17 protein-coding genes are annotated in these 21,556 nt (G+C 70.4%); 9 read left to right on the top strand and 8 right to left on the bottom strand.

From position 1 onward, the window contains the following. Window positions 1-100: 100 nt before the first annotated feature. From lipA to OG247_RS13065, 3 genes are all read left to right on the top strand, one after another. On the top strand, window positions 101-1,048 hold the full coding sequence (gene lipA, locus OG247_RS13075; protein ID WP_327252399.1) for a lipoyl synthase: 948 nt from the start codon (window positions 101-103) through the stop codon (window positions 1,046-1,048). A gap of 248 nt (window positions 1,049-1,296) precedes the next feature. Continuing rightward, complete coding sequence (locus OG247_RS13070; RefSeq protein WP_266909348.1) at window positions 1,297-1,494, top strand: SCO2195 family GlnR-regulated protein; 198 nt, start codon at window positions 1,297-1,299, stop codon at window positions 1,492-1,494. A gap of 10 nt (window positions 1,495-1,504) precedes the next feature. After that, window positions 1,505-2,203 (top strand): DUF4191 domain-containing protein, encoded by a 699-nt coding sequence (locus OG247_RS13065; RefSeq protein WP_327252398.1) that lies wholly within the window; start codon window positions 1,505-1,507, stop codon window positions 2,201-2,203. A 115-nt stretch (window positions 2,204-2,318) separates the two neighbouring features. On the opposite strand, the gene OG247_RS13060 is transcribed toward OG247_RS13065, so the two are convergent. Then, complete coding sequence (locus OG247_RS13060) at window positions 2,319-2,786, bottom strand: RDD family protein (RefSeq protein WP_327252397.1); 468 nt, start codon at window positions 2,784-2,786, stop codon at window positions 2,319-2,321. Between the two features lie 186 nt (window positions 2,787-2,972). Between OG247_RS13060 and glnA the strand changes: the two genes are divergently transcribed. Together glnA and OG247_RS13050 are read left to right on the top strand one after the other, a co-directional pair. After that, window positions 2,973-4,382, top strand: coding sequence for a type I glutamate--ammonia ligase (gene glnA, locus OG247_RS13055; protein WP_327252396.1), 1,410 nt, complete (start codon window positions 2,973-2,975; stop codon window positions 4,380-4,382). A gap of 107 nt (window positions 4,383-4,489) precedes the next feature. Beyond that, window positions 4,490-4,807, top strand: coding sequence for a MazG-like family protein (locus OG247_RS13050; RefSeq protein ID WP_327252395.1), 318 nt, complete (start codon window positions 4,490-4,492; stop codon window positions 4,805-4,807). A 25-nt stretch (window positions 4,808-4,832) separates the two neighbouring features. Here OG247_RS13050 and OG247_RS13045 read toward each other — a convergent pair whose 3' ends face one another. Further along, window positions 4,833-5,486 carry a TetR/AcrR family transcriptional regulator gene (locus OG247_RS13045; protein ID WP_327252394.1) on the bottom strand — a complete coding sequence of 218 codons (654 nt, stop codon included), beginning with the start codon at window positions 5,484-5,486 and terminating at the stop codon, window positions 4,833-4,835. 85 nt (window positions 5,487-5,571) lie between these two features. On the opposite strand from OG247_RS13045, the gene OG247_RS13040 reads away from it, so the two are divergent. Further along, window positions 5,572-6,342 carry an SDR family NAD(P)-dependent oxidoreductase gene (locus OG247_RS13040; RefSeq protein ID WP_327252393.1) on the top strand — a complete coding sequence of 257 codons (771 nt, stop codon included), beginning with the start codon at window positions 5,572-5,574 and terminating at the stop codon, window positions 6,340-6,342. 26 nt (window positions 6,343-6,368) lie between these two features. Here the strand turns inward: OG247_RS13040 and OG247_RS13035 are convergent, their stop codons facing one another. From OG247_RS13035 to OG247_RS13010, 6 genes are all read right to left on the bottom strand, one after another. After that, on the bottom strand, window positions 6,369-6,887 hold the full coding sequence (locus OG247_RS13035) for a DUF4240 domain-containing protein (RefSeq protein ID WP_243330439.1): 519 nt from the start codon (window positions 6,885-6,887) through the stop codon (window positions 6,369-6,371). 168 nt (window positions 6,888-7,055) lie between these two features. Next, window positions 7,056-9,740 (bottom strand): pyruvate dehydrogenase (acetyl-transferring), homodimeric type, encoded by a 2,685-nt coding sequence (gene aceE / locus OG247_RS13030; RefSeq protein WP_327252392.1) that lies wholly within the window; start codon window positions 9,738-9,740, stop codon window positions 7,056-7,058. A gap of 244 nt (window positions 9,741-9,984) precedes the next feature. After that, on the bottom strand, window positions 9,985-10,608 hold the full coding sequence (locus tag OG247_RS13025) for a GntR family transcriptional regulator (protein ID WP_327257452.1): 624 nt from the start codon (window positions 10,606-10,608) through the stop codon (window positions 9,985-9,987). Window positions 10,609-10,830: 222 nt separating this feature from the next. Continuing rightward, on the bottom strand, window positions 10,831-12,603 hold the full coding sequence (sucB, locus tag OG247_RS13020) for a 2-oxoglutarate dehydrogenase, E2 component, dihydrolipoamide succinyltransferase (protein WP_327252391.1): 1,773 nt from the start codon (window positions 12,601-12,603) through the stop codon (window positions 10,831-10,833). 57 nt (window positions 12,604-12,660) lie between these two features. Beyond that, window positions 12,661-14,049 carry a dihydrolipoyl dehydrogenase gene (gene lpdA / locus OG247_RS13015; protein ID WP_327252390.1) on the bottom strand — a complete coding sequence of 463 codons (1,389 nt, stop codon included), beginning with the start codon at window positions 14,047-14,049 and terminating at the stop codon, window positions 12,661-12,663. A gap of 333 nt (window positions 14,050-14,382) precedes the next feature. After that, on the bottom strand, window positions 14,383-15,921 hold the full coding sequence (locus tag OG247_RS13010) for a leucyl aminopeptidase (protein ID WP_327252389.1): 1,539 nt from the start codon (window positions 15,919-15,921) through the stop codon (window positions 14,383-14,385). A gap of 344 nt (window positions 15,922-16,265) precedes the next feature. On the opposite strand from OG247_RS13010, the gene OG247_RS13005 reads away from it, so the two are divergent. From OG247_RS13005 to OG247_RS12995, 3 genes are all read left to right on the top strand, one after another. Continuing rightward, window positions 16,266-18,290, top strand: a complete 2,025-nt coding sequence (locus tag OG247_RS13005; RefSeq protein ID WP_327252388.1) for a hypothetical protein — start codon at window positions 16,266-16,268, stop codon at window positions 18,288-18,290. Between the two features lie 122 nt (window positions 18,291-18,412). Continuing rightward, window positions 18,413-19,927, top strand: a complete 1,515-nt coding sequence (gene pelF / locus OG247_RS13000; protein WP_327252387.1) for a GT4 family glycosyltransferase PelF — start codon at window positions 18,413-18,415, stop codon at window positions 19,925-19,927. After that, window positions 19,924-21,522, top strand: a complete 1,599-nt coding sequence (locus tag OG247_RS12995) for a hypothetical protein (protein WP_327252386.1) — start codon at window positions 19,924-19,926, stop codon at window positions 21,520-21,522. Before pelF ends, OG247_RS12995 begins: the two co-directional genes overlap by 4 nt. Window positions 21,523-21,556: the final 34 nt, after the last annotated feature.

Genomic DNA, 21,556 nt, shown 5'->3' with positions numbered 1-21,556 from the left:
AATGGGTCGGGCCGCCCGCAGGTTGGCCGAGTGAAGAGCGTATGAAATTACGGGCGTACCCTGGTGGGCGCCGAAGAATCGAAGTCACAGGGAGCCGGTCGTGTCCGCAGTCGCACCCGACGGACGCAAGATGCTGCGCCTAGAGGTCCGTAACGCCCAGACGCCCATCGAGCGCAAGCCCGAGTGGATCAAGACGCGGGCCAAGATGGGTCCCGAGTACACCAAGATGCAGGCCCTGGTGAAGGGCGAAGGACTGCACACGGTGTGCCAGGAAGCCGGCTGTCCGAACATTTACGAATGCTGGGAGGACCGCGAGGCCACCTTCCTCATCGGTGGCGACCAGTGCACCCGGCGCTGTGACTTCTGCCAGATCGACACGGGCAAGCCCGAGGCGCTGGACCGCGACGAGCCCCGCCGCGTGGGCGAGTCCGTCGTCACCATGGACCTGAACTACGCCACCATCACGGGCGTCGCGCGCGACGACCTGGCGGACGGCGGAGCCTGGCTCTACGCGGAGACCGTGCGCCAGATCCACCAGCAGACGGCGGGCCGCGAGAGCGGCCACACCAAGGTCGAGCTGCTCGCCCCGGACTTCAACGCGGTCCCGGAGCTGCTGGAAGAGGTCTTCGCCTCCCGCCCCGAGGTCTTCGCCCACAACATCGAGACCGTGCCGCGCATTTTCAAGCGGATCCGCCCCGGCTTCCGTTACGAGCGCTCGATGGACGTCATCACCCGGGCGCGGGCCTACGGCCTCATCACCAAGTCCAACCTGATCCTGGGCATGGGTGAGGAGCGCGAGGAGGTCAGCCAGGCGCTGAAGGACCTCCACGAGGCGGGCTGCGAGCTCATCACCATCACGCAGTACCTGCGGCCCTCGCCGCGGCACCACCCCGTCGAGCGCTGGGTGAAGCCGGCCGAGTTCGTGGAGCTGGCGCAGGAGGCCGAGGAGATCGGTTTCTCCGGCGTCATGTCCGGCCCGCTGGTCCGGTCCTCGTACCGTGCCGGTCGCCTTTACCAGCAGGCGATGGAGAAGCGCGCGACGGTCTGAATGCGCGCGGAGTGACGCGTGGTGCGGGAGGTATGTGAACTCGCGCACAAAGTCTTACTTACGGGTAACACCGCATCGATGCGGCCCCTAGGCTCTTTCTAGCGAGAGTCCTGGTGGGCCGCATCAAGGTTTCATCACTGTTTGACCAGTCGGTCATGCCCTGGTAACACCAGTCAGTGACGATTGTTCGACGCACCGCACACACGCTCGGCACCCCCCGGCGTGAGCTCCGTGAAAGGGTCGACACCATGCAGGCCGCGCCCGTACGCGCCATCGCCATCCCGTCCTTCACCGACGCCGTCCGCGGCCTGGAGTCGCTGCTCATGAGCGGCGCCCGCCGGAACGCCTGGACGGCCGTGCTCGAAGACCGCCGCAGGGCCCAGGACCGGGTCGAAACCGAGCACGTACTCGAGGCCGCGGCGACCCGGACCGAGAAGGCCACGTAAACTTCGCTGCATGGCGAGGAAGTCAAACGCAGAGACTGCTGCGAACCCCGGGCGACTGAAGCAGATCGCCCTGACGTACAAGATGACGCGCAAGGCCGACCCGAAGGTCGGTCTGATCGTCGCGGGCGTGGGAATCGTCACCTTTGGTGTCTTTCTTGCGATCGGCTTCCTGATCGACCACCCGGTCTACCTGGGCATCCTGGGCTTCCTGGTGGCGTTCCTGGCGATGGCGATCATCTTCGGACGGCGAGCCGAGACGGCCGCCTTCGGACAGATGGAGGGACAGCCGGGCGCGGCCGCGGCCGTACTGGACAACGTGGGCCGGGGCTGGAGCACCACCCCCGCCGTCGCGATGAGCAAGCAGCAGGACATCGTCCACCGTGCCGTGGGCAAGGCCGGCGTGGTCCTGATCGCCGAGGGCAACCCGAACCGGGTGAAGCCGATGCTCGCGAACGAGAAGAAGAAGCTGGCCCGGATCATGCCCGACATCCCGGTCCACGACTTCATCGTGGGCAAGGGCGAGGGCGAGGTGCCGCTCAAGAAGGTCCGTACGACCCTGATGAAGCTGCCCCGTGTGCTGTCCGGGCCCCAGATCACTCAGGTCAACGACAAACTGCGGGCCATGGGCGACTTGCTCAGCAACATGCCGATCCCGAAGGGCCCGATGCCCAAGGGGATGCGCATGCCGCGCGGCGGAAAGATGCGCTGATCCGCTTTTCGTATACGACACAGAGGGGCGCCCCGGGCCGATGGCCCGGGGCGCCCCTCTGTTGTCGGTCCTGGATGGCGTCGGTCCCGGATGGTGTCGGTCCGGGATCCTCGTCTCAGATCCTGACCTGCACGGCGCGGCTGAGGCGGTCGTGCAGGCCGCGGCCGTCGCGGTCCCAGACGAGGGCCGGGATCAGCAGGGCGAGCAGTGCGGTGCGCAGCACCACGCGGCCGAAGCCGAGCCGGCCGCCGTCCTGCGAAACGACCCGGAGGCCCAGGATCCGCTTCCCGGGGGTAAAGCCCACGGTGCCGACCGTCAGGATCGCCAGGGTGACGAAGACCGCCAGTGTCCAGTTCCCCGTGCCGTTCCAGTCACGGCCCGTGATCAGGCCGTACGCGATCAGCTGGCAGGCCATCCAGTCGATGGCCACGGCGCCGAGCCGGCGGCCGAAACGGGCCACCGAGCCGGACCCCTGCTGCGGCAGGCCGAGCTGTTTGCCGGGGTACCCGAAGTCGGCACCCATCCCCTCCGCGGCCTCGCGGGGGCCGGAGAGCCAGGATCCGATTGCTTGCCTCTTGTCCACCCGAACACGGTACCCGTGCCGCTCGGCGCCGTTCCGGCGGGACCCTGGTTAACTTGTGCGAAACAAATGGGTCATGCTTGAGAAACCCCGTCTGCTTATGGTCGGGTCAGCGTGCGGCACCGCACTGACGCACCACTAGCTATAAAAGCCCGCCCCTGCCCCGGGGTCGGGAGTAGGAGGAGTTGGATGTTCAAGAACGCCGACGAAGTGACGCAGTACATCCAGGACAACGACGTCAAGTTCGTTGACGTCCGCTTCTGCGACCTGCCTGGTGTGATGCAGCACTTCACCATCCCGGGGCGCGCGTTCGACCCGAACGAGGAGCTCGCCTTCGACGGCTCCTCGATCCGCGGCTTCCAGGCGATCCACGAGTCCGACATGGCGCTGCGTGCCGACATCACCACCGCGCGCCTGGACCCGTTCCGCAAGGACAAGACGCTCAACATCAACTTCTTCATCCACGACCCGATCACGGGCGAGGCCTACTCGCGCGACCCGCGCAACATCGCGAAGAAGGCCGAGGCGTACCTCGCCTCCACCGGCATCGCCGACACCGCGTTCTTCGGCCCCGAGGCCGAGTTCTACGTGTTCGACAGCGTGCGCTTCGCGACCTCCGCGAACGAGGGCTTCTACCACATCGACTCCGAGGCCGGCGCCTGGAACACGGGCTCCGAGGAGAACAACCGTGGTTACAAGGTCCGCTACAAGGGTGGTTACTTCCCCGTAGCCCCGGTCGACCACTTCGCCGACCTGCGCGCCGAGATCTCCCTCGAGCTGGACGCCCAGGGCCTCCAGGTCGAGCGTCAGCACCACGAGGTCGGCACCGGCGGCCAGGCCGAGATCAACTACAAGTTCAACACGCTGCTCGCCGCGGCCGACGACCTGATGCTCTTCAAGTACGTCGTGAAGAACGTCGCCTGGCGCAACGGCAAGACCGCGACCTTCATGCCGAAGCCGATCTTCGGCGACAACGGCTCGGGCATGCACGTGCACCAGTCGCTGTGGGCGAACGGCGACCCGCTGTTCTACGACGAGGCCGGCTACGCGGGCCTGTCGGACATGGCGCGCTACTACATCGGCGGCATCCTCAAGCACGCCCCGTCGCTGCTGGCGTTCACCAACCCGACGGTGAACTCCTACCACCGCCTGGTCCCGGGCTTCGAGGCGCCGATCAACATGGTGTACTCGCAGCGCAACCGCTCCGCCGCGATGCGCATCCCGATCACGGGCTCGAACCCGAAGGCCAAGCGCGTCGAGTTCCGCGCCCCGGACCCGTCCTCGAACCCGTACCTGGCGTTCTCGGCCCTCCTGCTGGCCGGCCTCGACGGCATCAAGAACAAGATCGAGCCGATGGAGCCGATCGACAAGGACCTCTACGAGCTCTCCCCGGACGAGCACGCGAGCGTCCCGCAGGTCCCGACCAGCCTCGAGGACGTCCTCAAGGCCCTCGAGGAGGACCACGAGTACCTCCTGGCCGGCGGTGTCTTCACCCCCGACCTGATCGAGACCTGGATCGACTACAAGCGCACCCACGAGATCGCCCCGATCGCGCTGCGCCCGCACCCGCACGAGTTCGAGCTCTACTTCGACCTCTAAGCCGTGCCGTGGTCGTGCTGACGCACTGATCGAACGAAGCCCCGTTCCCCTCCTTCAGAGGGGGGCGGGGCTTCTGCGTTGCGCCGGCGCGGCGCTAGCTTCGGGGGATGGACGACACCTGGAAGACCATCGGGGCCCTCGTGGCACGGTTCGACGAGCACGACCGGGAGCGCGGGATGGCGCACGAGGAGAGCGTGACGCTGCAGATCCTGAAGATCGGGGAGGAGTTCGGGGAGGCGGCGCAGGCCGTCATCGGGGCCAAGGGGACCAACCCCCGCAAGGGGAACTCGCACACGTGGAGCGACGTGGAGGCGGAGGTCGCCGACGTCATCGTCACGGCGATGGTCGCGCTGGCCCGGATGCGGCCCGACGCCCCCGCCTTCTTCGCGGAGCACCTGCGGGAGAAGTCCGCCAGGTTCCTCTGACGGGCGCGCCCTCTGACGGGCGCGCTCAGCGCATCAGGGGCATCGCGCCCGTGAGGTCGCGCAGGCAGCGGACCGCGAGTTCCGCAGGGGAGCCGGGGCCCGAGGGCGGGGTGTCCGTGGTGGACCACAGTTCCAGGGAGATGCGGATCGCGTCCGTGGCCGCCGCCGCGAGGAGGCGGACGGCGAGGGGTTCGGCCTCCGGGCCGGCGAGTCGGGCGACGACCGGGACCAGGCGCTCCTCGGAGTCCTGGTTGACCCGGTACCAGACGGCCCGCAGGGCCTCGTCGGTCGTGGCGGCGCGCAGCAGGCCGCGGGTGACCTCAAGGCCCTCGTCGAGGGCCTGGGGGTCCGTGAGGGAGCGGGTGACGGCGCGCTCCAGGGCCTCGGTCAGCGGGGTGCCGGGGTCCTCTTCGGCGAGCAGCGCGCGCCAGGCGTCGCCGCCGCCCGCGAGCAGGGGGGCGACGGCCTCCTGCTTGTTGCGGAAGTAGCGGTAGAACGTGCGCAGCGCGACGCCCGCGCGGTGGGCGATGTCCTCGGCGGTGGTGCCGTCGGGGCCGTGCTCGGCGAAGAGTTCGCAGGCGGCGCGGGCGATGTCGAGCTGGGTGGCCGCCTTGCGGCGCTCGTTCAGCGACGGGGCTCCGGGGCCGGCCTGGGGAGAGTACGGACGAGGGGATCTCACGGGGGAAGGATACCCCGGCCCCGAGGCGGAAATGCATGTTTTGACAGGGTGGCAAAACGTGCCATCGCGGGAGTACGCTCCCCCCATGAACCGTTACGAAGGACGTCGCGTCCTCATCACCGGCGGCGGCTCGGGCATCGGCCAGGCCACCGTCCACCGCATCCTCTCCGAGGGCGGCCGCGTCCACACCGTGGACGTCAACGAAGCCGGTCTCAAGGTCACTGCGGACCGGGCCGCCGCCGACGGCCACGCGGACCGCCTCACCACCGCGGTCCTCGACATATCCGACGAGGCCGCGGTCAAGGCGGGCGTGGCCGCCGCCGTCGACGCCCTCACCGGTATCGACGTACTGGTCAACGCCGCGGGCATCCTGCGCTCCGCGCACACCCACCAGACCACGCTCGAGTTCTGGAACAAGATCATCTCGGTGAACCTGACCGGTACGTTCCTGGTCATCCGCGAGTCGCTCCCGGCGCTGCTCGGGGGCGACCAGCCGGTCGTCGTCAACTTCAGCTCCACCTCGGCGTCCTTCGCCCACCCCTACATGTCCGCCTACGCGGCCAGCAAGGGCGGCATCCAGTCCATGACCCACGCGCTGGCCGCCGAGTACAGCAAACAGGGCCTGCGCTTCGTCGCCGTCGCACCGGGCTCCATCGAGAGCGGCATGACCACCGGCACCGGTCCCGGCCTGCCCGAGGACACCGACTGGAGCCTGTTCGCCAAGCTCGCCCCGGCCCTCGGCCAGGGCTTCGCCGGCCCGCAGACGGTCGCCGGCGTCGTCGCCATGCTGGGCTCCGAGGACGGTGCCTTCATCACCGGCACGGAGATCCGCATCGACGGCGGCACGCACTACTAGGCGGCCCCGTCGGCCCGTCGGCCCCGTCAGCCCCTGAAGCGGTCCCACAGCCGGGGGAAGCGCTCCGCGAGCACGGCTTCGTTCTCGAAGTCCAGCGCGGCGCCCTCCGGCTCCGCCGCCTGCAGCGGGATCCCCAGATCCGGCGCGACCGACCCGGTCAGCTGCTCGTACGCCTCGTCCGCCGCGTACCCCAGCTCCTCGCCGTCCCCGTCGATCTCCTCGTCGAACTCGTCGAGGAGCTCCGCGAGCTGGTCCGGGTCGTGCACCCCGCCCTCGAAGACCTCCCGGCCCTGGCCGATCAGCCAGCACCGGAAGTAGTCGAACGCGTCGTCGCTGGCCCCGTCGAGCAGGACCCAGGCCGCGCCCCACAGGTCCCAGGTGTACGCCCGGTTGTACCGCGACTCGAAGTGCCGGGCGAAGTCCAGGACGGAGTCCGGGTCGAGCTGTGCCAGCCGCTCCACGAGCAGCTCGGCGTGTTCCTCGGGGTCGCCCTCGGCGGCCTCGCGGGTACGGTCGACCATCTCCCAGAACTCCGTCTCGTCCATCACCGCTCAAGCATCACGGGTACACCCCCTCGCCGCCACCGCGCGTGCCGCGAAAGGCCGGTCCGAGACCCCCGCACGGCCGCATGCCCACGCGAAAGGCGGCCCGCTCCCGAAGGAACGGACCGCCTCACGGTCGTTCGGTGCACCGGCCGTACGGGCCGCCGGGGCCTACAGGCCGTAGCGCTCCCGGGCCTCCTTGATGGAGGACGCCGGGACCTCGCCGCGACGGGCGAGCTGGGCCAGCGCGGCCACCACGATCGACTGGGCGTCGACGCCGAAGTGGCGGCGGGCGCCCTCACGGGTGTCGGAGAGGCCGAAGCCGTCCGTACCCAGCGAGGTGTAGTCCTGCTCGACCCACTGGCTGATCTGGTCCGGGACCTGACGCATCCAGTCGGAGACGGCGAGCACCGGGCTGGTGACGCCCTCCAGCGCACGGGTGACGAACGGGGTGCGCATCTCCCCGCGCAGCAGCGCCTCGTCGCACTCCAGCGCGTCGCGGCGCAGCTCGCCCCAGGAGGTGGCGGACCAGACGTCGGCGGCCACGTTCCAGTCGGCGGCGAGCAGTTTCTGCGCGTCCAGCGCCCAGTGGATCGCCGTACCGGAGGCCATCAGCTGGATCTTCGGGGCGTCGGCGGCCGGGGCCGCCTCCGCGAGGTCCGCCGCCGTGTTGAAGCGGTAGAGGCCCTTGAGGATGCCCTCTTCCACGCCCTCGGGCATGGCCGGCTGCGGCTTCGGCTCGTTGTAGACCGTCAGGTAGTAGAAGACGTCTTCCGGCTTCTCGCCGTACATCCGGCGCAGACCGTCCTTGACGATCACCGCGATCTCGAACGCGAAGGCCGGGTCGTAGTTGAGCGACGCCGGGTTCGTGGACGCGATCAGGTGGGAGTGGCCGTCCGCGTGCTGCAGGCCCTCACCGGTCAGGGTGGTGCGGCCGGCGGTGGCGCCGACGATGAAGCCCTTGCCGAGCTGGTCGGCGAGCTGCCACATCTGGTCGGCCGTGCGCTGCCAGCCGAACATCGAGTAGAAGATGTAGAACGGGATCATCGGCTCGCCGTGCGTCGCGTACGACGTACAGGCGGCGATGAAGTCGGCCATGGCGCCGGCCTCGGTGATCCCCTCGTTGAGGATCTGGCCGTCCTTGGCTTCCTTGTAGTACATGAGCTGGTCGCGGTCGACCGGCTCGTACGTCTGGCCCAGCGGCGAGTAGATGCCGGCCGACGGGAAGAGGGACTCCATACCGAAGGTGCGGGCCTCGTCGGGGACGATCGGAACCCAGCGCTTGCCGGTCTCCTTGTCCCGCATCAGGTCCTTGACGAGCCGGACGAAGGCCATGGTGGTGGCCATCTCCTGCTTGCCGGAGCCCTTGAGCAGCGGGGCGAAGGAACGGTCCGCCGGAGCCGGCAGGGCCACGTGCTTGACCTTGCGGGCCGGGGCCGGACCGCCGAGCGCCGCGCGGCGCTCGTTCAGGTACTGGACCTCGGGGCTGTTCGCGCCCGGGTGGCCGTACGGGACCTGGCCGTCGGCGAAGGCGCTGTCCGGGATCGGGAGGCCAAGGAGGTCACGCATGTCCTTGAACTCGTCGATCGTCAGCTTCTTCATCTGGTGGTTCGCGTTCTTCGACTCGAACCCGGCGCCCAGCGTGTAGCCCTTGACGGTCTGCGCGAGGATGACCGTCGGCGCACCCTTGTGCTCCAGGGCGGCCTTGTACGCGGCGTAGACCTTGCGGGGCTCGTGGCCGCCGCGGGAGCTGTGGAAGCACTCGGCGATCTTCGCGTCGGAGAGCACACCGGCCAGCTGCACGAGCTCGGCGTTGGCGCCGAAGAAGTGCTGGCGGATGTAGGCCACGTCGCGGGTCGCGTACGTCTGGAACTGCGCGTCGGGTACCTCGCGCAGGCGGCGTACCAGGGCGCCCGTGGTGTCGAGCTGGAACAGCTCGTCCCAGGCGGAGCCCCACAGCGACTTGATGACGTTCCAGCCGGCGCCGCGGAACTGGGCTTCCAGCTCCTGCACCACGCGGAAGTTCGCGCGGACCGGACCGTCGAGGCGCTGCAGGTTGCAGTTGATGACGAAGGTCAGGTTGTCGAGCTGCTCGCGGGAGGCCAGGGCCAGGGCGGCGGTCGACTCGGGCTCGTCCATCTCGCCGTCGCCCAGGAAGGCCCAGACGTGCGAGTTGGCGGTGTCCTTGATGCTCCGGTTCTGCAGGTAGCGGTTGAAGCGCGCCTGGTAGATCGCGGAGAGCGGGCCGAGGCCCATGGAGACCGTCGGGAACTCCCACAGCCACGGCAGGCGCCGCGGGTGGGGGTAGGACGGCAGGCCGTTGCCGCCGGCCTCCTGGCGGAACTTGTCGAGCTGCTGCTCGGAGATCCGGCCGTCGAGGAAGGCGCGGGCGTAGATACCGGGGGAGGCGTGGCCCTGGATGTAGAGCTGGTCGCCCGATCCGTCGGCCTCCTTCCCGCGGAAGAAGTGCTGGAAGCCGGTCTCGTACAGCCACGCGGCGGAGGCGAAGGTGGCGATGTGGCCGCCGACGCCGTACTTGGAGCCGCGGGTCACCATGGCGGCCGCGTTCCAGCGGTTCCACGCGGTGATCCGGGCTTCCATCGCCTCGTCGCCGGGGAACTCCGGCTCGGCGGCGGTGGGGATGGTGTTGACGTAGTCCGTCTCAAGGAGCTTCGGCAGCGCGAGGCCGGCGGCCTCGGCGTGCTGAAGGGTGCGACGGAGCAGGTATTCGGCGCGGCGCGTACCGGCGGCCTTGGCGACGGCGTCGAGTGAGGCCGCCCATTCGGCGGTCTCCTCGGTGTCGCGGTCCGGGAGCTGGTCGAGCTCGCTCGGAAGCTTTCCTACGGGGTCGGACATCGGTGTGCGCCGCCTTCCGGACAAAGGAGAGGTGGTGAAGAAATCCCTGACGGGCAGGACAGGGTCGTTGGACCCGGTTGGGGTCCGCGGATGACTGTAAGGCGCTGATCGATGATCGATCAAATGAAAGTGACGAAGAAACGTCCATATGACAAAAGTCGGCACCGGGTGCCATGAAAATGGGCACCCAGTGCCGGGCAAAGCGGGATGAAGCGGGCGGTCGAGCGGGTCTCGAAGGGCGAGATCAAGCCCGCGGCGCGCAGCCCAGAACGTGCCGCTTCACGAGCAGGCCGATGTCCGGGTCCTGATTGCGGAAGGCGTCCACCAGGGCCTCGTGCTCTTCGGCGTAGGACTTCTGGACGGTTCCCAGCCACCGGATGGACAGGGCCGTGAAGACCTCGATGCCCAGGGACTCCCAGGTGTGCAGCAGCACGCTGTTGCCGGCGGCCCGCACCATCTCCCGGTGGAAGCCCACGGTGTGCCGCACCTGGGCCGTGCCGTCCGCACCGCGGTCGGCCTCCCACAGGGCCGCCACGTGCGGTTCCAGGGCCGAGCAGTCGGCCGCCAGCCGGGGCGCGGCCAGCTCGGCGGCGATCTGCTCCAGGCCCGCCCGGACCGGATAGATCTCCTCCAGGTCCGCCGCCGACAGGTTCCGTACGCGCACGCCCTTGTTCGGCGCCGACTCGATCAGCCGCAGCGTCTCCAGCTCGCGCAGGGCCTCGCGCACGGGCGTCTGGCTGACCTCCAGCTCCACCGCGATCCGGCGCTCCACGATCCGCTCACCGGGCTTCCAGCGCCCGCTGACGATCCCCTCCACGATGTGCTCGCGGATCTGCTCGCGCAGCGAGTGCACGACGGGTGGGGTGATCATCGGGGCTTCATCTCCTGGTGGGTGTGCAGGGTCACGCGGGGCCTGATGCGTAGACAATACGGCGGAGCCGCTCGTGGCGATGCGTTCCTGGTCAGAGGCGCAGGGTGAGGCTGGTTACAACCATCGGCCCGAGGGGCCAGGGTACGACGACGGCGCCCCCGCCCGGGACGTGTGACCCGGGCGGGGGCGCCGTGCGCGACAGGTGCGCCGCGAAGTGCCTTACAGGCCGAGCTCGACCTCGAACTCGCCGGCCTCGAGGATCGCCTTGACGGCCGAGAGGTACCGGGCCGCGTCCGCGCCGTCCACCAGGCGGTGGTCGTAGGACAGGGTCAGGTACGTCATGTCGCGGATGCCGATGTTCGTGCCCTCGGCGGTCTCGATGACCACCGGGCGCTTGACCGTCGCGCCGATGCCCAGGATGGCGACCTGGTTCGGGGGCACGATGACCGTGTCGAACAGCGCACCGCGCGAGCCGGTGTTGCTGATGGTGAAGGTCGCGCCCGACAGCTCGTCCGGCGTGATCTTGTTGCCGCGGACCTTGGAGGCCAGGTCGGCGGTCGCCTTGGAGATGCCCGCCAGGTTGAGGTCACCGGCACCCTTGATGACCGGGGTCATCAGGCCCTTCTCGGAGTCCACGGCGATGCCGATGTTCTCCGAGTCGAAGTAGGTGATGGTGCCCTCGTCCTCGTTGATCCGGGCGTTGACGACCGCGTGGGCCTTCAGCGCCTGGGCCGCGGCCTTGACGAAGAACGGCATCGGGGACAGCTTGACGCCCTCGCGGGCGAGGAAGCCGGCCTTGGCCTTCTCACGCAGCTTCATGATCTTGGTGATGTCCACCTCGACCACGGAGCTGAGCTGCGCCTGCGAGTGCAGGGCCTTCATCATGTTGTCGCCGATGACCTTGCGCATGCGGGTCATCTTGACCGTCTGACCGCGCAGCTCGGACACCGCGGCGGCCGGAGCCTTCGCGGCATGGCCTCCGGCAGTCACTGCAGCAGCCGGCGCCGGGGCGGCAGCGGCGGCCTTGGCGGCCTCGGCGGCGGCCAGGACGTCCTGCTTGCGGATGCGGCCACCGACACCGGTGCCCGAGACCACGGACAGGTCGACGCCGGACTCCGTGGCGAGCTTGCGCACCAGCGGGGTCACGTAGGCACCCTCGTCACCGGCGGAAACCGGGGCGGCGGGGGCGACCGGGGCCACGGGGGCGACCGGAGCCGGAGCCGCGACGGGCGCCGGAGCGGCGACGGGCGCCGGAGCGGCCACGACCGGAGCCGGGGCGGCGACCGGGGCGGCAGCGGCGACCGGAGCGGCGACCGGAGCGGCAGCGGCGACCGGAGCCGGAGCGGCGGCGGCCGGGGCGCCCGCGGGGGCCGCACCTGCCACGCCGATGACGGCCAGACGGGCGCCGACCTCGGCGTTCTCGTCCTCGGCGACCAGGATCTCCAGCAGGACGCCGGCGACCGGGGCGGGGATCTCGGTGTCGACCTTGTCGGTCGAGACCTCGAGCAGCGGCTCGTCGGCCTCGACGGACTCGCCGACCTGCTTCAGCCAGCGGGTGACGGTGCCCTCGGTGACGGACTCGCCCAGGGCGGGGAGCACGACATCGGTACCGGAGGCCGGAGCGGCGGCGGCCGGAGCCGCGGCCACGGGGGCCTCGGCGACCGGTGCCGGCGCGGCGGCGGCCGGGGCCGCGGGGGCCTCGGCGACCGGGGCCTCGGCGGCGGCCGGAGCGGCGGCCGCGGCCGGCGCGCCCGAGCCGTCGTCGATGACGGCCAGTTCGGCGCCGACCTCGACGGTCTCGTCCTCGGCGACCTTGATGGAGGCGAGGATGCCCGACACGGGGGAGGGGATCTCGGTGTCGACCTTGTCGGTCGAGACCTCGAGCAACGGCTCGTCGGCCTCGACGCGCTCGCCCTCGGCCTTCAGCCAACGGGTGACAGTGCCCTCGGTGACGCTCTCTCCGAGCGCCGGAAGGGTTACGGAAACCGACATGGTTTCAGTTGCTCCTAACGAATGTGCGGATGTGGTCGGTCGTCGCGCCCGTGACGATCAGTCGTGGTTGTGCAGCGGCTTGCCGGCCAGGGCCAGGTGGGCCTCGCCGAGCGCTTCGTTCTGGGTCGGGTGCGCGTGGATCAGCTGCGCGACCTCGGACGGAAGGGCTTCCCAGTTGTAGATCAGCTGGGCTTCGCCGACCTGCTCGCCCATCCGGTCACCGACCATGTGGATACCGACCACGGCACCATCCTTGACCTGGACGAGCTTGATCTCGCCCGCGGTCTTGAGGATCTTGCTCTTGCCGTTGCCCGCGAGGTTGAACTTCGCGGCGATGACCTTGTCCGCGCCGTAGATCTCCTTGGCCTTGGCCTCGGTGATGCCCACGGACGCGACCTCGGGGTGGCAGTACGTGACGCGCGGGACGCCGTCGTAGTCGATCGGGACGGTCTTGAGACCGGCCAGACGCTCGGCCACCAGGATGCCCTCGGCGAAGCCGACGTGCGCGAGCTGGAGGGTCGGGACGAGGTCGCCGACCGCCGAGATGGTCGCCACGTTGGTCTGCATGTACTCGTCGACCAGGACGTAGCCGCGGTCCATCGCGACGCCGTTCTCCTCGTAGCCGAGGCCCTGGGAGACCGGGCCGCGGCCGATGGCGACCAGCAGCACCTCGGCCTCGAAGGTCTTGCCGTCGGCGAGGGTGACCCGTACGCCGTTCTCGGTGTACTCGGCCTTGTCGAAGAAGGTGCCGAGGTTGAACTTGATGCCGCGCTTGCGGAACGCGCGCTCCAGAAGCTTCGAGCTGTTCTCGTCCTCGACCGGCACGAGGTGCTTGAGGCCCTCGATGACGGTGACCTCGGCCCCGAAGGACTTCCACGCCGAGGCGAACTCGACGCCGATGACGCCGCCGCCCAGGATGATCGCGGACTCGGGCACGCGGTCCAGGACCAGCGCGTGGTCCGAGGAGAGGATGCGGTTGCCGTCGATGTTCAGGCCCGGCAGCGACTTCGGCACGGAGCCGGTCGCCAGCAGGACGTGGCGGCCCTGGATGCGCTGGCCGTTCACGTCGACGGAGGTCGGCGAGGAGAGGCGGCCCTCACCCTCGATGTACGTCACCTTGCGGGAGGCCACCAGGCCCTGCAGGCCCTTGTACAGGCCCGAGATGACATCGTCCTTGTACTTGTGGACACCCGCGATGTCGATGCCCTCGAAGGAGGTCTTGACACCGAACTGCGCGGCCTCGCGAGCCGAGTCGGCGACCTCGCCCGCGTGCAGCAGAGCCTTCGTGGGGATGCAGCCGTTGTGCAGGCAGGTGCCGCCGAGCTTGTTCTTCTCGATCAGGGCAACGTCCAGACCCAGCTGGGATGCGCGCAGCGCCGCGGCGTAACCGCCACTGCCGCCGCCGAGGATCACTAGGTCGAAAACGGTGCTGGCGTCGTTCGCCACGTCACGTCCTCCATGCATGTGCGCCGAGCACCGGTCCTCTGTGACCGGGCGGCGGCTGGTATACGGCCGCTTTTTCTTCGGCCCTGTGGTGGGGGCCCTGTCCTGCCGAGAACCCATCTTCGCATTTGTCGGCGGAACGCGGGACGCCGGGCCTGCCCTGGGTCAGGTCGTTCTGCCCGAACCGGGGGTTACCGCAGCGTAGAAACCTACGGATTTCGTTGAGAGTGAACAGGCCCCGGGCCCGATCAGAAAATCTGATCATGCCCGGGGCCTGGTCTATCGCTGTACCGCTGTACCGCTGTACCGCTGTACCGCTCGGCTACGCCGTGGACGTCAGCCCAGGTCGCCGGTGGCGGTGCGCTCGGCCAGCCGCACCAGGGTGCGCACGGCCGAGCCGGTGCCGCCCTTGGGGGTGTAGCCGAACGGGGCGCCCTCGTGGAAGGCGGGGCCCGCGATGTCGAGGTGGGCCCAGGTGATGCCCTCGCCGACGAACTCCTGGAGGAAGAGGCCGGCCACCAGGCCGCCGCCCATCCGGACACCCATGTTGGCGATGTCGGCGGTGGGGGAGTCCATGGTCTTGCGCAGGTCCTCGGGGAGCGGCATCGGCCAGGAGGCCTCGCCGACCTCCTCGGCGATCTCGTGGATGGAGGTGCGGAAGGCGTCGTCGTTGGCCATGATGCCGAAGGTGCGGTCGCCCAGGGCCATCACCATGGCGCCGGTCAGGGTCGCCACGTCGACGATCGCGTCCGGGGTCTCCTCGGAGGCCTTGGTCAGCGCGTCGCCCAGGACCAGGCGGCCCTCGGCGTCCGTGTTGAGCACCTCGACGGTCTTGCCGCTGTACATGCGCAGCACGTCGCCCGGCTTGGTCGCCGAGCCGGAGGGCATGTTCTCCGCGAGCGCGAGCCAGCCGGTGATGTTGACCTGGAGGCCGAGCTTGGCGGCCGCGACGACGGAGGCGAAGACGGCGGCGGCGCCGGCCATGTCGCACTTCATCGTCTCGTTGTGGCCGGCCGGCTTCAGGGAGATGCCGCCGGAGTCGTAGGTGATGCCCTTGCCGACGAAGGCGAGGGTCTTCTCCGCCTTGGCGTGGGTGTAGGAGAGCTTCACCAGGCGCGGCGGGTTCTCGGAGCCCTTGCCGACGCCCATGATGCCGCCGTAGCCACCCTTGATCAGGGCCTTCTCGTCCAGGACCTGGACCTTGATGCCGTTCTCCTTCGCGGCCGCGCTCGCGACGGCGGCGAAGGCCTCGGGGGTGAGGTCGTTCGGCGGGGTGTTGACCAGGTCACGGGCGATGTTGATCTCGGTCGCGACGATCGTGGCGCGCTCGGCCGCGGCCTTGTGCTCCTTGTCGCGCGGCTTGGCGCCGAGCAGGGCGATCTCGGCGAGCGGCTGCTTCGGGCCGCTGTTCTTGTTGCCGTCCGAGGCCTTCCTCTCGCCGCCCTGGTACGCGGTGAACGCGTACGCGCCCAGCAGTGCGCCCTCGGCCACGGCCGTGACGGCGGAGGCGTCGTCCAGGGGGAGTGCGAAGGCGGCCTTCTTGGTGCCGTGCAGGGCACGGGCGGCGGCGCCGGCGGCGCGGCGCAGCGCCTCCTCGTCGTAGGACTCGTCCGTGTCGGGAAGGGCGCCCAGCCCGACCGCCAGCACGACCGGGACCTTGAGGCCGTCCGGGGCCGGCAGCTTGGTGGTCTCGCCTTCGGCGCCCGAGGCACCGAGCGCGTCGAGCACGGCGGCGAGCTTGCCGTCGTACGCCTTGTCCACGGCCTCGGCGCCCGCGGCGACGACGGGGCCCTTGGGGCCCTTCGCCACGCCGACGACGAGGGCGTCGGCGCGCAGCGTCGCCGGTCCGGCAGTGCTGAGAGTCAGAGCAGTCACGGTGGTGAATTCTCGCTTCCGTTTTGGTGGTGTGGGCCGAGTGGGTGGACGGCCGTCCGTAGCGATCGTATTCGGGCCCGATGGCCGCCGGAAATGAGCCTACGCGTACGTACTCGTCCGCACGCCACTCGAAGGTTTGGCAAGTTGTTCGATCACGAGGCGGGCAGGTTCACCCATCTGTGGCTTCTGCTCCAGGTTTGCCTCTCGGACCTGACGAGGTCCGAAACACTCGGACCACTCTCGCAAGGGGACGCGGGGTTCCTTTGCATCATTTCCACAGAGCCTCCCCGGTCTGGCTCAACGCCACAGGCCGAAGTCGAGGATCTGCGGGGGGAAAGGCCGAAATGGTCCACAAGAACCGGATGAACAGGCTCGCCGCCGTCTGCCTCGCGGCTGCCATAGCATCCGTCGCGGTACCCGGAGCGGCCGCGCAGGCGGCGGTCACTCCGCGAGTCGACCTTCGGGTCCTCGTCGTCGACGACGGCGGGAGCTCGGTCGAGGCGATCACGGCGGAGCTCCGCGACACGGGGGTTCCGTACACCCGCGTCGACCTGGCCAGCGGGAGCCGTCCGGTCGTCAACGCGGCGTTCCTCGCCGACACCGTCGACGGGCGGCCGCGCGCCAAGTTCCAGAGCGTGGTGCTGCCGAACGAGAACCCGTTCGGGGCGGGCTCGGCCGAGATGGCCGCGCTCACCGCGTACGAAACGGCGTACGGAATCCGTCAGGTCGACGCCTACACCTGGGCGCACCCGGGCGTCGGCCTGGAGTACACCGACAACGGCGGCTACAGCGGAACCCTCGACGGCACCCAGGCCGCCGTCACCGCCGCCGGCAAGGCGGGCCCCTTCGGCTACCTCGGGGGGCAGGTGGCCTTCGAGGACAACTCGCCGCTGATTCCCGAGAGCTACGGGTACATGGCCAAGCCGCGGCCGGGCTACACCAGCTACCTCGACGCCCCGGTCGGCTCCGGACGGGCCTCGCTCGTCGGCGAGTACGCCCACGACGGGCGCAGCGAACTGGTCGTCACCTTCGGCTACAACCAGTACCAGCAGCAGTTCCGGCTGCTGGCCCGGGGCATCGTCGAGTGGATGACCCAGGGCATCCACCTCGGCCAGGAGCGCAACTACTTCGCGGTCCACGTCGACGACGTCTTCGCCCCGGACGCCCGCTGGAACAAGGAGCTCAACTGCACGCCGGGCGACTACGCCTGCGCCGGCGGCGAGGGCCAGGAGTCCACGATCCGGATGACGGCCGCCGACGCCGTGTACGCGGCGCAGTGGCAGACGTCCAAGAACTTCAAGCTCGACATGCTCTTCAACGGCGGCGCCGGTGAGGAGTGGAAGGCCGAGAATGGCGGGGTCGACGCCCTGACCGCCCAGCTCGTCGCCGACCGGGCGAAGTACCGGTGGATGAACCACACCTACACCCACCCGTTCCTCGGCTGCGTCCAGGACACCACCACCGTCCCGTGGACCTGCACGAAGAACGGCGCCGGCGCGATCAACTGGATGAGCCGCGCCGAGATCTCGGCGCAGATCCGGGACAACAACAACTGGGCCGCCTCCAAGGGCATCACCACCGACCGCACCGAACTGGTCACCGGTGAGCACTCCGGCCTGAAGACCAACCCGCAGCAGGCCCAGGACAACCCCAACCTGGCCGGCGCGCTCGCCGACAACGGCGTGAAGTGGGCGGGCAGCGACAACTCCCGCGAGCCCGCGCAGCGGGCGGTCGGCGCCGCGCTGACCGTCCCCCGGCACCCGATGAACGTGTACTACAACACGGGCACCAACGCCGAGATGGCCGACGAGTACAACTGGATCTACACCAGCCGGGCCGACGGCGGCAGCGGCATCTGCGAGGACAACCCCGCCACCTCCACCTGCCTGCCGGCCCCCCTCGACGCCGCTTCGGGCTACCTGGACCACATCGTCCCGGCCGAGGCCAGGACCGCCATGCGGCACGTCCTGAACAACGACCCGCGCCCGCACTACGTCCACCAGTCCAACCTCGCCGAGGACCGCACCCTCTACCCGGTGCTCAACCAGGTCCTCGACACCTACCGCACGCTCTACGCACCCTCCGCGCCGATCGTGAACCAGAGCATGAAGGACACCGGCGTCGAGTTCCAGCGCCGCGCGGCATGGAACGCGGCGGTCGCCGCCAACCAGGTCACCGCCTACCGCATCGGCAAGGTCGTCACCGTCAAGGCGCCCTCCGGAGTCGTGGCCCCGGTCACCGCGCCCACCGGCACCAAGAAGCAGCTCCTGCTGGGCACCGCGGACTTCGGCACCGCCTACGCCGGCTCCCGCTCCACCTGGACGGCTCCCGAACTGCTCCAGAGCGCCGTCACGCTGAACACGCCCTGACGTTGCCCATGCCCTGACCATCCGGGCGGGCACGTACAAGACAGCCACGCGTACCACCTAGCGCCGGCGCTCCGAGAACCCCGGGCGCCGGCCCCTTTTCCGTCCTTGGGGGGACACACCGCATGAGCCATGGGCGCCATGTCACCATGCTCACCGAAGGCACCTACCCGCACGTCCACGGGGGCGTCAGCACGTGGTGCGACCAACTGGTCCGCGGCATGCCGGAGGTCGACTTCAACGTCATAGCCCTGACCGGCTCCGGACGGGAGCCGGTCACCTGGGAGTTGCCGCGCAACGTCTACCGCCACACCAGCGTCCCCCTCTGGGGCGCCCCGCAGGCCCGCAGACTGCGCTCGGGCCTGCGCGGCAAGGCCAAACGCGGATTCGCCGAGACCTACGAGACCTTCCTGCTCTCCCTGCTCGACCCCGCTCGCGGCGGATTCTCCGAATCCCTGCGCGAGCTGGCCCGGCTGGCCCGCTCCGGGCGGCTCGCCGCGGCCCTGCGCTCCGAATCGGTGCTGCGCCTGCTGATGACCGTCTGGACCCGCCCCGGCCTGGTCACCGCCGCCGCCGAGCCCACCATCCACGACGCGCTCACCGCCACCGACCTGCTGGAACACGCGCTGCGCCCGCTGTCCGTGCGGATCCCGCCCGACAGCGTCGCGCACGCCGTCAGCAGCGGACTGGCCACCCTCCCCGCGCTCGCCGCCAAGTACCTCGACGAGGTGCCCTTCCTCCTCACCGAGCACGGGATCTACCTCCGCGAGCGCTACCTCGGCTACCGCAGCGCCGAACAGCGCTGGCCCGTCAAGGCGCTCATGCTCGGCTTCTACCGCGAGCTCAACACCGAGGGCTACCGGCAGGCCGACCTGATCACCCCGTGCAACCAGTACAACCGCCGCTGGGAGGAGCGCGGAGGCGCCGACTCCGAGCGGATCCGCACCGTCTACAACGGCGTCGACCCGCACGCCTTCCCCGAGGCCGGCCCCGAACCGGAGGTCCCCACCCTCAGCTGGTGCGGCCGCATCGACCCCATCAAGGACCTCGAAACCCTCGTCCGCGCCTACGCGTTCATGCGCGAGGAGCTCCCCGCCCTGCGGCTGCGCCTCTTCGGCCCGGTCCCGGCCGGCTGCGAGGAGTACAAGCTCAGGCTGGAGAAGCTCGCCGCCGAACTGGGGGTGAGCGACGGGATCTCCTACGAGGGCCGCATCGAGAAGGTCGCGCAGGCCTACGCGGCCGGCTCCATCGTGATGCTCTCCTCCATCAGCGAGGGCTTCCCCTTCTCCATCATCGAGGCCATGTCCTGCGGCCGCACCACCGTCTCCACCGACGTGGGCGGGGTCCGCGAAGCCGTCGGCGACACCGGCCTCGTCGTCCCGCCGCGCGAGCCCGAGACCATGGCCCGCGCCACCCTCGCCCTGCTCCGCGACGACGAACGCCGCGCGGAACTGGGCCGGATGTCCCGCAAGCGGGTGGTGGAGAAGTTCACGCTCCACCAGTCCGTGGACGGCTTCCGCCACATCTACCGCGAGCTCGCCGGCCAGCCCGTCCTGCCCGTCCACGCGGGCGACCAGTGGACCCAGCGCCTCGCCGACCCCTGGTACAAGGAACTCGCCGCCGACGGGAGCCTGTGGTGAGCGGATCCCTCTGGCTGAAGCCCCCCGGCCCGGCCGGGGCCTGGGTGCCCGTCGGCCACGCCGCGGCCGCCGGGCGCGGTACGGCGCCCGCCGCGGACGCGGCCGACGCCCTGCCCGGCATCCCCCGGCCGCGCCGCGCAGGCCCGGCCGCCGACCCGATGGACGAACTCGCCGAGCGCCTCGACGTGTTCATCGCCGCCGCAGTCCACCCCGACGAGATCGCCGCCGTCCTGGAATCCGACGGCATGACCGACGAGCACATCCGCCTCGCCTACGGGCGCCAGGACTCCTTCGGTCTCGCCGAGGAGCTCTACGCCCGGGTGCCGCGCTCCTTCCCGGAGCCCGAGAAGGTCCCCGACCCCTGGAAGGTCCCCCTCACCGCCTGCCTCCTGCGCGGGGTGATCTTCGCCCTGCCCGGGCTCGCCTACCTGCTGGGCGCACCCCTGCTGGACGGCCCCAAGGACCGGCTCGGGCTGCCCGCCGGGACGCTCACCCTGCTCGCCGGGGCGCTCATCGGCTGGGTCTGGGACCAGACCCTGTCCCACCGGGCGTACTCCTGGCTCGGCCTCGGCGACCGGGCCGCCGCCGGGCGGACCCTGCTCGCCGGAGCCCCCGCCGGGGCCCTCCTGGGCACCGCCGCCGCGCTGGCGGTACCCGGCGGGCCCCCCTTCTCCTACGCCTTCGCCGCCGGTCAGGCCCTGTACGTCGGGGCCGCCACCGTGCTGCTCGTCCTCGGGCGGGAGCGGCTGCTGCTGGCCGCGCTCGCCCCGATGGCCGCCGGGGCGCTGCTCTCGCTCTTCCTGGAACCGCCCGTCCCCGTCCGGGTGTTCCTGCTGACGGCCTCCCTCCTGGCCGCCTGCGCCCTGGCCGTACGGGAACTGCCGCTGGCCGACGGCGTACGGGCCCTCGTGCTCCGCGTCCGCGGCTGGACGGAGCACCGGCCGGGCGAACGGGGCCCGGTGCGCTGGCAGATGCTGCGCGGCGCCGAGGAGGAGTACGGGCCGCGCGGTCCCCGGCTCGGGGACTCCGTCCCGTACGGGGTGTTCGGCCTGGGCACCGGTCTGCTCGTGCTGTACGCGGCCCTGGGGGAGGTGCTCGCCGGCGGCCCCGCCGAGGCGGTCGCGGCCCCCTCGGCGGTGGCGCTCACCCTCAGCATGGGCCCCGCCGAATGGCTGCTCCACCGGTTCCGCAGCGGCAGCCTCGCCGGCCTGCGCGCGGCCCGCTCGCCCCGGCAGTTCCGGCTGCGGATGCTCTCCACCCTGGCCCGGTGCCTCGCCACCTACCTGGCGGTGCTGCTGGTCCTCGGCCTCACCGGAACCCTGCTCTGGCCCGGCGCACCCGGCCTGACCGGGGTCCGGGTCGCCACCCTGCTGCTGCTCGGGGCCGTGATGTGGACCGGGCTGCTCCTGCAGTCCTTCGGAGCGGTCCGGCCCGCCGCGGTGGTCTGCGCCTCGGCCGCCGTCACGCAGAGCCTGGCCCTGCTCCTGGGGATCGGCCAGCCGCGCGCCGTGCAACTGGCCGTCGCCGGAGCCGCGGCGCTCGCCCTGGGCACGCTGGTCTGCCTGCTGCTCGGCCGCGCGACGGCCCACCGCTGACCACGGCCCCCCCCCGCCGTGTCACCCCCGATGC

Source organism: Streptomyces sp. NBC_01244, assembly GCF_035987325.1.
Taxonomy (GTDB): Bacteria; Actinomycetota; Actinomycetes; order Streptomycetales; family Streptomycetaceae; genus Streptomyces.
Note: the sequence above shows the minus strand (reverse complement) of the source record. Positions and strands in the feature narration are given on the sequence as shown.

Bases quoted from the DNA above. Each gene is read 5' to 3' on its own strand.
- OG247_RS13005 (WP_327252388.1), top strand. From the start codon at position 16,266: ATGGTCCACAAGAACCGGATGAACAGGCTCGCCGCCGTCTGCCTCGCG.
- glnA (WP_327252396.1), top strand. From the start codon at position 2,973: ATGTTCAAGAACGCCGACGAAGTGACGCAGTACATCCAGGACAACGAC.
- OG247_RS13035 (WP_243330439.1), bottom strand. From the start codon at position 6,887: ATGGACGAGACGGAGTTCTGGGAGATGGTCGACCGTACCCGCGAGGCC.
- OG247_RS13050 (WP_327252395.1), top strand. From the start codon at position 4,490: ATGGACGACACCTGGAAGACCATCGGGGCCCTCGTGGCACGGTTCGAC.
- pelF (WP_327252387.1), top strand. From the start codon at position 18,413: ATGAGCCATGGGCGCCATGTCACCATGCTCACCGAAGGCACCTACCCG.
- OG247_RS13040 (WP_327252393.1), top strand. From the start codon at position 5,572: ATGAACCGTTACGAAGGACGTCGCGTCCTCATCACCGGCGGCGGCTCG.
- OG247_RS13070 (WP_266909348.1), top strand. From the start codon at position 1,297: ATGCAGGCCGCGCCCGTACGCGCCATCGCCATCCCGTCCTTCACCGAC.
- aceE (WP_327252392.1), bottom strand. From the start codon at position 9,740: ATGTCCGACCCCGTAGGAAAGCTTCCGAGCGAGCTCGACCAGCTCCCG.
- sucB (WP_327252391.1), bottom strand. From the start codon at position 12,603: ATGTCGGTTTCCGTAACCCTTCCGGCGCTCGGAGAGAGCGTCACCGAG.
- OG247_RS13065 (WP_327252398.1), top strand. From the start codon at position 1,505: ATGGCGAGGAAGTCAAACGCAGAGACTGCTGCGAACCCCGGGCGACTG.